Source organism: Bartonella sp. AP58NXGY, from assembly GCF_042195785.1.
Taxonomy (GTDB): domain Bacteria; phylum Pseudomonadota; class Alphaproteobacteria; order Rhizobiales; family Rhizobiaceae; genus Bartonella.
Genome location: NZ_JBHIOY010000019.1, coordinates 1 through 13,928, shown reverse-complemented (window position 1 = coordinate 13,928; position 13,928 = coordinate 1). Strand labels below are relative to the sequence as shown.

Genomic DNA, 13,928 nt, shown 5'->3' with positions numbered 1-13,928 from the left:
TCAATGCGCAACTGTCTCACAATTTCTCCCTTCATGGTGATGTAAGTTATCAACAAAAGCTTCAGAAAACTGGTATAAGTGGTGCAAGCTTTTCAGGTGGCGTACGCTATCAGTTTTAAAACAAAACTGTCAAAACAGCGTATTTCTTTTCTATGCATTAACAAAAAAGGCAGTATAGTATACTGCCTTTTCTATTTATAAAATCTGTTTTGCTTTCAAAAAACCTCTTCTTAAAAAGAAAAAACAACAAAATAGTTGAATCATTCTCGTGTACCATTGAAAATTTTTTATAATAGCTTTTCTCTTTTAAAGAATAAAACTTAGCATTTTTTGATAAATAAGAGCTAACACTGTAAAAAAATAAACAAATCAAAAACAATAAAAATTAAACTATACTCTAAAGAATAAATTTTCCTAGAACACATAGCATTATTAATCACCTATTATTTTTTACAAGCTTAATGCTCTTCTACAATGAAAACTTCTAAACATAAATTTATAATCAACAAACTGTACAACAAATACACAATGCGTGTTATGAATCATCTATATGACTCATGATGTTGTATGCCTGATAAAGTGAAAAATATGAGAGCTAAAATTTCTCTCAATAAATTATATCGATAAGATTTCATACTATAAAAAATACAAAAACTCTCTATTACAACCAAGATACTAAATACTTCTCAAAACCCAAAATAGAAAAATGTATTTTCTATTTTGGAAAATCGATCATACTCTTTGCTCTCTATGGACAATAGGCTCTATACTTGCTTCAAAGAACTCCTTTGTATAATCATGTTGCGCATGTAGATTACGCAATTCATCATTGCTAAGCTCTTCAAGAATAATCCCTTTATGCATAATCCCAACACGTTCACAAATATGTGCAACAACAGCAAGATCATGGGATACCATCAAATAAGTAAGTTTTTTTCTTTCTCGCAACGATTTCAACAGGTTTAAAATTTCAGCCTGTACCGACACATCCAATGCAGATGTTGGCTCATCAAGCAACAAAACCTCTGGCTCAATAATTAAAGCACGTGCAAGAGCAATACGCTGACGCTGCCCCCCAGACAACTCATGAGGATAACGATAAAGAAATGAAGAATCTAAACCAACAGAATCTAAAGCATCCTCTACCCGCTCCTTTTGATTATCCATACCATGGATTTTAAGAGATTCAGAAAGAACCTTATGAACCATTTTTCTTGGATGAAGCGAAGCATAAGGATCTTGAAAAACCATTTGAATACAGCGTAAAAAATCTTTACTTCGTTTTTTTTCGACTTCTTGTCCAGCAAAAAGGAACTCTCCGCTATAATCGTGAATAAGCCCTACCAATGTATTCAAAATAGTTGATTTTCCACATCCAGATTCACCAATTAAACCATAAGCTTCACCACGCTTAATATGAAAATTAACATTTTTAACAACTGTTACTGCTTTATGCCTATGACCAAAAGTTACAGATAAATTAGAAACATCAATAATATTCTCACAATTTGTCATGGGGAACCTCCTCAACACCATTAACAATCGTAGGATTACACAACCAATCAGGATCACGCTCAGGAACAGCCAAAACATCAACAGGATTATCAAGCCGTGGCAAACTCGCGAGCAAAGCCTTGGTATAAGGATGACAAGCATGAGACAAATCAGAAGCTGGCAACTCTTCTAACACGCGGCCTGCATACATTACCAAAATACGATCACAAAAATCAGCAATCATATTCAAATCATGACTAATGAAAATAAGTCCCGTTCCGGACTTTGTTACCAGTTCATCTAATACGGATAAAACTTGTCGTCTTACTGTAATATCAAGCGCAGATGTTGGCTCATCGGCAATAATTAAATCAGGTTTTGGAATAAGCATCATCGCAATCATCACACGCTGCCCCATTCCCCCTGATATTTCATGAGGAAATAATCGCATCACATGTTCAGGATCACGAATATGAACAGATTCTAACATAGATATAGTCTGCTCCCGCGCTTCTCCTTTTGAAACGCGGTAATGAATACGGTAAGCCTCCATAATCTGCTCGCCAATCCGTATTAAAGGATTAAGTGAATATTTGGGGTCCTGTAAAATCATTGAAATACGCTTACCTCGGATTTTTCGCATCTGAGGTTCACTTGCAGTCAATAAATCAACATCATCGAAGCGCATTTTTTTAGCTTTAACAATTGCTGATTTTGGACTCAACCTTAGTATTGCGCGCCCAGTCATCGATTTTCCAGATCCGGATTCACCAACAATTCCAATTTTTTCTTTGCCGACAGAAAAACTAACACCGCGTACAACTTCTGAAATGCCGCGCGCTGTAGGAAAAGAAATACGTAAATCTTCTACTTCTAATAATTTATTACCCATTGCGTGGATCCAATACATCTCGAAGACCATCACCTAAAAGGTTGAAAGCAAGACTTGCAAATAATATTGCACAGCCTGGTATTGCTGCTAACCACCAATTTGTCATCATAAACTCCCGCCCTGAGGAAAGCATCGCCCCCCATTCAGGACTTGGAAGTTGGGCTCCCAACCCCAAAAATCCAAGACCAGCAGCTGTTAAAATAATTCCAGACATATCTAAAGTTAATCGTACAATTACTGAAGGAATACACATAGGTGCAATATGAAACAAAATAATCTGCCAAGCAGAAGCCCCCTGCAAGCGAACAACAGAAACATAAGCAGAAGAACGTATCATTAAAGTTTCAGCACGTGCTAAACGTGCGATTGGCGGCCATGCTGCAATTGAAATTGCAATAGAGGCATTTTCGATCCCAGGGCCCAATGCGGCTGAAAATGCAAGAGCTAAAATCAAACCTGGAAAAGCAAGAAAAATATCGACAATACGCATGAGCACAGTATCAACCCATCCTCCCATATAACCAGATACAGTTCCAACGATAAGCCCTATTGGACCTACAATAATTGTTGTGAGAAAAACAACATAAAGAGTAATACGGGAACCAAAAACAAGACGACTAAAAATGTCACGTCCTAATTCATCCGTCCCAAAATAATGCTCCATAGAAGGTGGCTGCAACCGATGCCCCAGATCATTGCTAAGAAAATCATGGGTAGCAATCCAAGGAGCAAAAAATGCACATATGATAATAATACAAATAATAAGCAAACCGAATACAGCCGAAAAGTTATGAAAAAACTTAACCAATGCGTGATAAATTCTTTGTATGTTCGCTTGAATTATGGACCGTGGAATAGGGTCATTTAACCAATTTTTCAAAGAAGATGATGATTGCGATTTATGATGATTACTTACTGTCATATTCAACGTGTCCTTGGATCAAAAATGCGATAAAGCAAATCAGAAAATAAATTAATGGCGACAAAGATAAATCCTACAAGTAAAGTACATCCTACAACTGCATTCATATCTCCGGCTAAAAGAGCATTTGTCAAGTAATGTCCAAAACCAGGCCAAGCAAAAACTGTCTCTGTCAAAACAGCCCCTTCTAATAAAAAAGCATAAGATAGCGCCACAACGGTAATAACCTGAACAGCAGCATTCCTAAAGGCATGCCCCCAAACCGTTCGCGCCCAAGATAACCCCTTTACACGGGCAGTAATAATATATTCCTGATTGAGTTGCTCAATCATAAACCCACGAGTCATACGGCTAATATAAGCCATAGCACCGAATGCTAAGATCAAAGCAGGCATAATAATGTGACTAAAGACATTACCAAAAGCCTCCCATTGTCCTTGGCTCGCTGTATCCCAAAGAAAAAATCCTGTTTTAGGTTCAAAAGAATATTCATAAAGAAAATCAATACGTCCTGGACCACCAACCCAGCCAAGCTTGGCGTAAAATATTAACAACGCCATTAAACCAAGCCAAAATGTCGGGGTAGAATAACTTACAAGTGTAAAAACACGGACAACATAATCAATAAATGAATCGCGATACATTGCTGCAAAAACACCAAATGGAATCCCAAGACATGTGCCAATAACAATAGCAACGGTTGCAAGCTCTAATGTTGCAGGAAATACGCGCATAATATCAGTTAAAACAGGACGCCCAGAAGTTAAAGCATCTCCAAAGTCAAATAAAAATACATTATGAAGATACTTCCAATATTGGACAATCAACGGCTTATCAAGACCCAGCTTATAATACATTGTATCATAAGCCTCCTGACTGATATTATCACCAAGAATAGACAAAACGGGATCTAGAGGAAGAAGATGACCAAGAAAAAAAGTAATCGTCACCAACCCAAACAATGTGATAATAACTGAAATAAGAAGTTTAAATCCCTTGAACAAAAAATTCCATAAAAACAATTTTTTTTGCTTTTCTGATACAGCTCTTTCAGTCTCTGAAAGTGGCAAAATCATTATAAAAATCCCCTCTGTAGCGATAAAATATAAAGCGAATACTTTTTTTCATATAACGAAATAATCTCTTATTAAACATGTTCTACCATCTTTCTCTACAACATGCTTATTTTTCTGCTTCATTGTAGTAAAGTCTGTAACTATTCCAAACCCATTTTTTGACATCAGGTCCTATACCAACGGTATAATATGTCTGAAACAAATAAACCATAGGACCATGCTCTAGCACATAATGCTGTAAAGTACGATATTGCATAATACGCTTATTGGGATCTTTCTCAAATAAAGCATGCATCACCATTTTATTAATATTTTCATCATAATATCCAGCGCGCCAAGCCAAATACATATTGTGCTTTTTTGTAAATGTTGGATCAGGATTAAATACATGATTTAATGAAGCAGGATGTCCATCAGGATCAGCACTCCCCCACCCCATAAGTGCAGTATCATAATTTCCACCCCGTACACGACTTAACAATTGATTTTGTGCCATTTTTTCAATTGTCAGCTCAACACCAATTTTGCGTGCATTGGCTTGAATAGACTGTGCAACAGATGACATATAACTAAGGCTTCCAACTAAAAGATTAGCTTTAAAACCATTAGGATAGCCAGCCTCAGTAATCAACTGTTTTGCTTTTTTCAAATCCAACTTAAAAGGCAATCCTTCTTTTTCATCTAAAGCACCTGGAACACCCAAGGACATATAAGTTGCTCGGGGAATAGCAATCCCCTTCAAAACAGTTTTTCCAAGACCTTCATAATCAACCAAATAACGAAGTGCCAACCTAACCTTTTCGTTTGCTAAAATTGCATTTTTGTTATTTAACGATAGATAAATAATCTGCGGGCGCAAAACACGGCTAATTTTGATCCGACCACCCTTTTTTTCAAGATCTAAAATATCCTCTGAAGAAAGATCACGTACAATATCCACATCACCTTTTTCCAACAGAAGTCTTTGACTTGATGAATCCGCTACATGCTGCACAACAATCTTCTTAATTTTAGGCACTTCACCCCAATAATGCTGTGTAGCCTCTAACACAACTTTATCCGCTGGAGACCAGTTCACCAATTTATAAGGCCCAACACAAGCAGAATGTGTTGCTAAATATTTATTCCCCATATCACCGTTAAGACTCTGCGCTTCAATTGTTTTCCGATCAAGCAAAGCAGAAGCATAAGATTGTCCAATAACAGTCAATATAAGTTGAATAGGATAGGATTTATCGAATTTTAATTGTAAAGTTTTATCATCAAGAGCCTGAATATTTGTTTCAACATTTTTTTTGGTAAACCCATAATCCATTAAAGATTGAGCATAGCTTAATCCTAATTTAATAATCCTCCGCATCGACCACACCAGATCTTGCGCCGTCGCCGTCCTCCCATCATCAAACTTCAAATCATCACGAAGATGAAAAACTATTCTTTTTCCATTATCTAAAACGTCCCAAGACTGTGCCATAGCAGGGCGAATTTTTGTGGGATCATGCTCATCATATTGCACTAACGCGCTACAAATATTCGTCAATAATTCACTCGTCACAACCTCAACAGTTTGCGCTGGATCAAAACTACTAATTGAATCAATATTCCATGCCATCACCAATATATCTTTAGATGAGGCACTAAATGCTGATGTTACAGCCCCATTCAAGAAAACGAGTGTGCTTAATAAAATAGAAATTTTTTTCAACATTCTTTTTTTTCCATTTTATCTCTTCCTATTGTACTCTTGTATCTTTTCACACAAAGTGATTATGATTTTGTTTTTTTAAACAGCATGGCATCAAACATCAACTTCATTTAATCGAACCAAGCATCTATAAAGTAATTCTCTTATCCATCAATCTATATTCGGAATACAGAGAATCTATAAAGATAAACAAAGAACCTCCCCAATATAACTTCTCATATTCACCCCTTCCTATAAACGACATCAATCATATATTGCATAAACATTTCTCACAATTTCATCCTTAAAAAAACTGAAAGACTTTTATGTGAGAAAATATTCTCATCATGCAATTATGATTAAGCACTGTTTATCTTTGACAACATTTAAAGACACACTTATTTTTCAATTTTATTATAAAAAATACGCGGCGCACTATTCCAAACCCATTTTTTGACATCAGTTGTCATCGCTATAGCACTATATTGCTGATAAATAAACGCATAAGGCCCTTTTTGCATAAGTTCACGTTGTAAATCAGCATAAAGTTGCGCCCGTTTTTGCGGATCTTTTTGAAACAATGCCTCTTCAACTTTTTGATTCATCTCGGCATCAAAATATCCATGCTTCCAACTAGGATAGGCGGTATTTTTTGCCTCAAACCGATTATCAGGATTATAAACAAGACGTGAAGCCATTGTATGAGGGTCCGCAGAATCGTTATTCCATCCGATAAAAGCCGTATCAAAAGCCCGTGCATTCACTTTTGAAAACAACTGTGTACCTGCCACACGTTCAATTTTAAGACGCACCCCTGCCTGTGCAGCACTATCTTGAAGTGACTGAGCAAGTAACAAAGTATAAGGAGCATTTAAGACAAGAAAATTTGCCTCAAATCCATTCGGATAACCGGCCTCTGCTAAAAGCTGCTTGGCTTTTGCAACATCAAATCTAAAGGGTTGTCCTTCTTTTTCATCCAGAGCCCCAAAGTTACCAAGAGGAATAAAACTTGCCCGTGGAACACCAATCCCTTTGAGAAGATTCTTGCCAAGACCTTCATAGTCGATAAGATAACGCATCGCCAAGCGTACTTTTTCCTTAGCAAAAATGGGATTTGTCGTATTAAATCCCCAATACATCATGGTTGGATCTAACACTTTTTCGATTTTAATATCTGTTGTTTTTTGCAGATCTGCAAGATCTTCAGGAGCCAAATTACGGGCAACATCAATATCGTGCTTTTGCAACAACAAACGTTGTGTACCTGACTCCACAACATGACGAATGAGAATCTGCTTTAGTTTCGGGGCTTGTCCCCAGTAGTGGGAGCTTGCACGTAACAAAAGAGCTTCTCTAGGGCGCCAACTGCTTAACTGATAAGGACCAACACAAGAAACATGACTCTTCAAATACTGATTTCCCAGATCACCATCTTTTTCGTGTTTCATAATTGTCTTACGATCGAGCAAAACTGTTGCCGGACTTGCAACAATATTATTAAGGATAAGCTCTGCTGGATAAGGCTTATCAAATCTCATCACCACTGTTTTTCCATCAGGGGCTTTTAAAGCATCATCAACATTTTGCTCTGTAATTCCATATTCATTAAAAATTGTCGCATTGGTCATCTTTAATTTAACAATCCGCTTCATACTCCAAAGAAGATCATTGGCATTGGCTGATCGCCCATCATTAAACTTCAAACCATCACGCAAATGAAAAGTAATCACCGTACTGTGATCATCCCCTGAAACATCCCAATGTGTTGCTAATGCCGGAACCATTTTAGCAGGATCATCCGTTGCGGTATCGATCAAGTTATCACAAACATTGTGAATAATTTCACTTCCATAAACATCACTAAGTTGTGCGGGATCAAATGTACTAATTGCATCAATATTCCAAGCCATCACAAGGGTATCTGCGGGAGTTTTTGCTGAAACCTGTTGTGCAACCATCCCCAGTGCTATAAAAGCAGAAATAAGAGAGCTGCTATTCTTTAATATTTTTTTCTTTAAGTTCATAAACTTTCCCCTTTATTTTTTATCAATGAATGATGCTCAATGGCAAGTTCATAATTATAAAAATTGAACAAATACATTCTAATTGCTTATACAAAGTCATCAACTTTATAAATTCATTGACTTGAATCTTAATCAAACCATAGCGAACATGCAATATATGTTTTACTAACTAGTATCATATACTTTTCATATGATCTCTTTGCACACAACAATACGCTATGTCACCCCCCAAATAAATTATCAAAATGATAAGCCCTGTAATCCCCCCAAAAAACGGTAAGTTTAAAAAAATCATTGCTTAAAGATTTATAAACTCACTGTTTTATTTCTTTAGGGTGTATTAAAACATGCAAATTTTCAAAACCGTCATTCTCCTCAAACACTCAATTTCAAAATACGACGCATCTTTACTACAGATCAAACCGCCCCTGAAACAGCAAAATACAGAGATACAACTCAGCAACCTAGTGGATATAAATCTGTCTGAGCTTAAACATCCCCCCAAACTGGAACTCACACACAGCAAAATTACTCTCTAATGGAAAAAAGTTATCAGATAATAAAATCTAACACAAGCAGCTTGAGTCACTTAATTTCAATTTTTCCTAACTGCATTTTGTTTTATATTGCTTAGGCAAGTATTGAGCAAGCGACCATCACACAAATAAACTAACAATCATACAACCCAAGCAAAATATAACAATGCAACAACAGTACCACATCTAAAGATGACTTTGCATTCATTAACAAACATGAATAAAATATTCATTACTTATTATAACGTCTATGGAGTTAACGAAGATAAAAATGGCTCTTATGAACCATCTTAAGAGCCATTTTTAGTCCTTTTTTGTACAGTTTTTATCCATATGCCCCCCGCTTGTAACGTGCAAGCAAATGATTTTGATTGCTTCAAGATAAACAGATTTGAAATGAGAGAATCTTACATTATTCATATCTCTCATTCAACATACAAAAACAGTTAATTATCATTATAAATCAAGGTCTTGTATAAATCTGACCTGATCCCCACTGTTTTAAGAGAAAACAACAAATATTCATCATATCCAACAATGGTCTTACGACAATTAATCTTTGAACAGACAAGACATCACCATTATCTTACTCGAAACACATGACAATTCGGATATCTCTTCTTTTTGCATCTGTTTTTTCATCCTCAAAATTATCACTTTGTCGTTTTGATTGCCAACAACCGTAAAAAATCATCAATCTTGTATAAGTTTGTATATTTCAATTATCTTATACAGTGGAGTGCATAATCTGTACATTTATTAAACAATTCAATTATTAGCCTATTGATCATTGCTTTCACGAACGCGACTTTACCAATTTATCGACAAAAACATCCTTCAAGATGATCATTGACAATCCCTACGGACTGCATAAAAGCATAACAAATCGTTGGACCAATAAATGTCCAGCCACGTTTCTTTAAATCTTGAGAAAGACGAAGAGAAGCAGGTGTTATGGGATGAGCCGACAGTGTTTGAAAGTCTATCTTTTCATAATGTTCTGATTGTGGTGGCTGAAAAGACCAAAAATAGTGGGTCAAGCTCCCCCACTCTGTTATAATTTCTTGTGCTCTAAGTGCATTATTAAGTACTGATCGAATTTTTCCTTGATGGCGAACAATATCTTTGTTCTGCATCAACATTTGCACCTTTAACTCATCATAATGAGCAATTTTTTCAAAGTCAAAATGATCAAATGCAATGCGAAAAGAAGAGCGTTTTTTTAAAATTGTCAACCAAGAAAGTCCAGCTTGGAAACCTTCAAGACAAATTTTTTCAAACAAACAAATATCCTCTACAACAGGCTTTCCCCATTCATTATCATGATAAGCACAATAAAGTGGATCAGTTCCGGCCCATGCGCAACGAATTTTTCCATCCACTCCCTTAAGAAGACCTTCCGCAAGCATAGCACTCACCGTAAAACAGAACGCCACCCAGTTGCACATTCACGGGCTCGTTTAAAAAAAACATCTCTCAAAGAGCACCCACTCCCATTTCACAGCGTCGATCATGAATGGTATAACGATAAAACCATTGAGCGCCCCCATCTTTACGTTTGTGAAGAAGCAAGCCAGCACCATCATTATATTTGCCAGCCCCCAATGTTGCAACAGACCTTGCATTAAAACGGTTCATAAGAGCCATTTTTAGTCCTTTCTTGTACAGTTTTCCCTCATGGGGCCCCCACTTGTAATGTGCAAGCAAGTGGTTTTGATTGATTCAAGATACACATATTTGCAATGAGAAAATCATACGTTATTCGGAGCTCTAATTCAATATGAATAGTGCTAAATTAGCTAATATAAATCAATATGTTGTTGTATTCAAAAGAGGGTTCCTTGATCATCGCTAGACGATTTTATTTGCTTGTGTTTTGAACGTTTAGCCGAAACAGGCTCTTGTGTTGCAACACTGATATCACCATCAAAAAAACGTAAATTTATTTGCCCCGTTTCAGGAAACTGCACCAACCGTTTGATGGGCTTATTCTCTTTCCCCAAAGCCAAAACAAAGCCGCGCTCCAAAATATTCTGATACGAAGTGCTTCTTAAAAGCCTAGAGGCTACCTCTAACCCAGCCCGTTGTTTTTCAACATTGCGCACAAAAGCACGCTGAAGACGTGCAGTATATTCCTTCGTATTGTGTTCTGCTTTTTCAGTATTAAGTAAACGCGGTGAAAGACGCACACCAAGTGCATGAAAAGAAAAACGTTTTTTATCATAGCTTACACAAAGAGCACGCTGCAAACGACTTGAAATTTCATCAAAACCTCGCCGTGGTAGAGCAAAAAGTTGATCGGCAGTCGGAAGAGCGCGTAGAGTAGCACGCAGTTTTTGTCGATAAAAATCAAAATAACGCGCAAGTCCCATGCGCAAACGTGCACCAAGCGATGCCACTAGCACCTCGAGATCAAGCTTAACAGGAACAGCCCGCTCTGCTGCGGCTGTGGGAGTTGGAGCGCGCCAATCAGCCACATAATCAATCAAGGTCCAATCCGTTTCATGCCCAACAGCAGAAATAACAGGAAGAGAAGAGTTATAAACAGCACGAACAACGGCTTCGTCATTAAATCCCCACAAATCTTCTAAACTTCCCCCTCCCCGCGCAACAATAAGAAGATCAGGCTTAGGAACAACGCCTCCTAAAGGCAACGCATTAAAACCTTCAACAGCAGCAGCGACTTCCCTCCCACTTGTTTCCCCCTGAACACGTACAGGCCAAACCAAAATATGCAACGGAAAACGATCGGATATACGGTGAATAATATCACGAATAACAGCACCTGTTGGTGATGTTACAACGCCTATAATTCGAGGCATATAAGGCAAAGTTTTTTTCTTTGCTTCATCAAATAAGCCTTCTTCTAAAAACTTTTTTTTACGATTTTCAAGAAGTGTCATCAAAGCACCAACCCCTGTTGGTTCAAGAGCTTCAATGACAATTTGATATTTTGATGATCCTGGATACGTCGTAAGTTTACCAACAGCTACCACTTCCATCCCTTCTTCAGGAGGAAATTTGAGCTTTTCCATCACTCCACGCCAAATAACAGCTTCCAACCGCGCCTTATCATCTTTTAAAGCAAAATAAGCATGTCCTGAAGCATGAGCACCACGGTAACCTGATATCTCCCCACGTACCCGTACATAACCAAACTTCTCCTCAACAACACGCTTTAAAGCCCCTGCTATTTCGGAAACAGTAAATTCCGCAACATTCGTTGTACTTATTTTTTCATCAAATAAATTTGCCATTTTTCAATTCACGGAAATTGAAATATTAAGTCTTAACATTCACACAAACACATTTTTAATTTTAATGAAATTAACCTCCTCCCAACATCTCAAAGGATGGAGATTTCTACCAGTCCACCGGACTAGCTTCTCACGGGGCAAGTTCCACTTTCTGACCACTCATGCGGTTCACTGCATAGGCGCGACAGCCCAAACCCTGCCCTGTACTGATCACGGTATCTAAAAACACTTAATATGTAAAGCTTTTCATGCTTTATATCACCGCTCTAAACAACAGTGTTTTATGGCGTAATAGGATAAAAGAGCTCTTTAAATAGCGTATCTTGAAATTACATTCTATACACAACATATCAATGCGTTACCGATAAGCTTCAACGTTTTGCAAAATTTTTACCCCCATACAAAACGCTGAAGTTATCATGATTTCATTCTTGTTGTATTTTACAGCATTAAAATCCACTTATTTTTCAATTGCACTATAAAAAATACGTGGAGCACTATTCCAAACCCATTTTTTGACATCCGGTGTCATCGCTATCGTGTGATACGTCTGATAAATAAAAGCATAGGGTCCTTTCTGCATAAATTCACGTTGCAAATCAGCATACATTTGCGCCCGTTTTTGTGGATCTTTTTCAAATAAAGCATCCTGAACCTTTTGATTCATCGTTTCATCCAAATACCCATGGCACCAACTAGGATAGGCGGTATTTTTTGCCTCAAACCGATTATCCGGATTGTAAATAAGACGAGAAGCCATTGTATGAGGATCAGCAGAGTCATTATTCCATCCGAAAAAAATCGTATCAAAAGCACGTGCAGAGAGTTTTGAAAATAATTGCGTCCCCACAAAACGTTCAATTTTAAAGCGCACTCCCACTTTTTTTGCATTATCTTGGAGAGACTGAGCAATAGGCAAAGCAAAAGGATAAGGAGATGCCCCTGCAAAAATATTGGCCTCAAAACCATCTGGGTAACCAGCCTCAGTTAACAGCTGCTTTGCTTTTTGCAGATCAAGTTTAAAGGGTTGTCCTTCTTTTTCGTCTAAAGCTCCAAGATTACCAAGAGGAATAAAGCTTGCCCGTGGAACACCAACATCTTTAAGAAGCGTCTTACCGAGTCCTTCATAGTCAATAAGATAATGCATCGCCAAACGCACTTTTTCATTAGCAAAAATTGGATTCGTCACATTAAATCCCCATATGATTACGGACGGCTCTAATACTCTTGCAACTTTAATATCCGTTGTAGCTTGGAGATCTGCTAAATCCTCTGGCAACAAATTACGTGCAACATCGATATCGTGTTTTTGCAACAATAAACGTTGCGTTCCAGGCTCCGCAACATGGCGAATTAAAATCTTATTCAATTTAGGTGCCTCACCCCAATAATTGGAGCTTGCACGCAACAAAATGGCTTCTCCAGGACGCCAGCTACTTATCTGATAAGGACCAACACAGGCAGAATGGCTCGCCAAATACCGATTTCCCAGATCACCATCTTGTTCATGTTTCATAATTGTCTCACGATCCAACAAGGCAAGAGTACGACTAGTGGCAAAATGGCTAAGGATAAGCTCTGCTGGATAAGGTTTATCAAATTTCATCACCACCGTTTTCTCATCCGGTGCTTGAAAAGCCTCATCAACATTTTGTTCTGTAATACCATATTCATTAAATGTCGCCGCAGTAGCCATCTTCAATTTAACAACCCGCTTCATGCTCCAAACAAGATCATAAGCATTAGCAGAACGACCATCGTTGAACTTCAAACCATCACGCAAATGAAAAGTGATCACCGTTTTCTGATCATCACTTAAAACATCCCAGCTTTTGGCCAAAGAAGGAATAACTTTAGCTGCATTATCTTTAGCGGGGTCAACTAAATTATCACAAACATTGACAAGAACTTCATTCCCATAACGATCATTGATTTGCGCTGGATCAAATGTACTAATTGAATCGAGATTCCAACCCATCACAAGAGTATCAGCGGGTGTTTTTGCTGGAACCTGTTGTACAACCATCCCCAGTGCTATAAAAG

Annotated in this window: 9 protein-coding genes and 1 pseudogene; all 10 read right to left on the bottom strand. The window is 37.6% G+C overall.

Translation table 11 applies throughout. The features are described 5' to 3' along the window. Nucleotides 1-732: 732 nt before the first annotated feature. The 10 genes and pseudogenes from ACFINC_RS08675 to ACFINC_RS08630 all read right to left on the bottom strand — a co-directional run bounded on the left by ACFINC_RS08675 (nt 733) and on the right by ACFINC_RS08630 (nt 13,923). The gene (locus ACFINC_RS08675) at nt 733-1,515 is read right to left on the bottom strand and encodes an ABC transporter ATP-binding protein (RefSeq protein WP_375616944.1); all 783 of its coding nucleotides are present in this window, start codon (nt 1,513-1,515) and stop codon (nt 733-735) included. Then, the gene (locus tag ACFINC_RS08670; protein WP_375616943.1) at nt 1,502-2,386 is read right to left on the bottom strand and encodes an ABC transporter ATP-binding protein; all 885 of its coding nucleotides are present in this window, start codon (nt 2,384-2,386) and stop codon (nt 1,502-1,504) included. The genes ACFINC_RS08675 and ACFINC_RS08670 overlap by 14 nt, the downstream gene beginning before the upstream one ends. After that, nucleotides 2,379-3,308 (bottom strand): ABC transporter permease, encoded by a 930-nt coding sequence (locus tag ACFINC_RS08665; RefSeq protein ID WP_375616942.1) that lies wholly within the window; start codon nt 3,306-3,308, stop codon nt 2,379-2,381. Before ACFINC_RS08665 ends, ACFINC_RS08670 begins: the two co-directional genes overlap by 8 nt. A gap of 2 nt (nt 3,309-3,310) precedes the next feature. Next, a complete protein-coding gene (locus ACFINC_RS08660) occupies nt 3,311-4,384 on the bottom strand; it encodes an ABC transporter permease (protein WP_375616941.1) in 1,074 nt (357 codons plus the stop codon). 106 nt (nt 4,385-4,490) lie between these two features. Continuing rightward, nucleotides 4,491-6,092 (bottom strand): ABC transporter substrate-binding protein, encoded by a 1,602-nt coding sequence (locus ACFINC_RS08655; protein WP_375616940.1) that lies wholly within the window; start codon nt 6,090-6,092, stop codon nt 4,491-4,493. A 374-nt stretch (nt 6,093-6,466) separates the two neighbouring features. After that, a complete protein-coding gene (locus ACFINC_RS08650; RefSeq protein ID WP_375616939.1) occupies nt 6,467-8,092 on the bottom strand; it encodes an ABC transporter substrate-binding protein in 1,626 nt (541 codons plus the stop codon). 1,354 nt (nt 8,093-9,446) lie between these two features. Continuing rightward, nucleotides 9,447-10,037 (bottom strand): DNA-3-methyladenine glycosylase I, encoded by a 591-nt coding sequence (locus tag ACFINC_RS08645; protein WP_375615367.1) that lies wholly within the window; start codon nt 10,035-10,037, stop codon nt 9,447-9,449. Between the two features lie 8 nt (nt 10,038-10,045). After that, nucleotides 10,046-10,275, bottom strand: a pseudogene (locus ACFINC_RS08640) (Arm DNA-binding domain-containing protein); the annotation flags it as partial. A 179-nt stretch (nt 10,276-10,454) separates the two neighbouring features. Then, nucleotides 10,455-11,885, bottom strand: a complete 1,431-nt coding sequence (gene xseA / locus ACFINC_RS08635; RefSeq protein ID WP_375616938.1) for an exodeoxyribonuclease VII large subunit — start codon at nt 11,883-11,885, stop codon at nt 10,455-10,457. A gap of 460 nt (nt 11,886-12,345) precedes the next feature. After that, nucleotides 12,346-13,923, bottom strand: a complete 1,578-nt coding sequence (locus ACFINC_RS08630) for an ABC transporter substrate-binding protein (protein ID WP_375616945.1) — start codon at nt 13,921-13,923, stop codon at nt 12,346-12,348. Nucleotides 13,924-13,928 lie beyond the last annotated feature (5 nt).

What these genes read in the sequence shown, in the direction of transcription:
- ACFINC_RS08650 (WP_375616939.1), bottom strand. Translation starts at nt 8,092, where the DNA reads ATGAACTTAAAGAAAAAAATATTAAAGAATAGCAGCTCTCTTATTTCT.
- ACFINC_RS08670 (WP_375616943.1), bottom strand. Translation starts at nt 2,386, where the DNA reads ATGGGTAATAAATTATTAGAAGTAGAAGATTTACGTATTTCTTTTCCT.
- ACFINC_RS08655 (WP_375616940.1), bottom strand. Translation starts at nt 6,092, where the DNA reads ATGTTGAAAAAAATTTCTATTTTATTAAGCACACTCGTTTTCTTGAAT.
- ACFINC_RS08660 (WP_375616941.1), bottom strand. Translation starts at nt 4,384, where the DNA reads ATGATTTTGCCACTTTCAGAGACTGAAAGAGCTGTATCAGAAAAGCAA.
- ACFINC_RS08665 (WP_375616942.1), bottom strand. Translation starts at nt 3,308, where the DNA reads ATGACAGTAAGTAATCATCATAAATCGCAATCATCATCTTCTTTGAAA.
- ACFINC_RS08645 (WP_375615367.1), bottom strand. Translation starts at nt 10,037, where the DNA reads ATGCTTGCGGAAGGTCTTCTTAAGGGAGTGGATGGAAAAATTCGTTGC.
- ACFINC_RS08675 (WP_375616944.1), bottom strand. Translation starts at nt 1,515, where the DNA reads ATGACAAATTGTGAGAATATTATTGATGTTTCTAATTTATCTGTAACT.
- xseA (WP_375616938.1), bottom strand. Translation starts at nt 11,885, where the DNA reads ATGGCAAATTTATTTGATGAAAAAATAAGTACAACGAATGTTGCGGAA.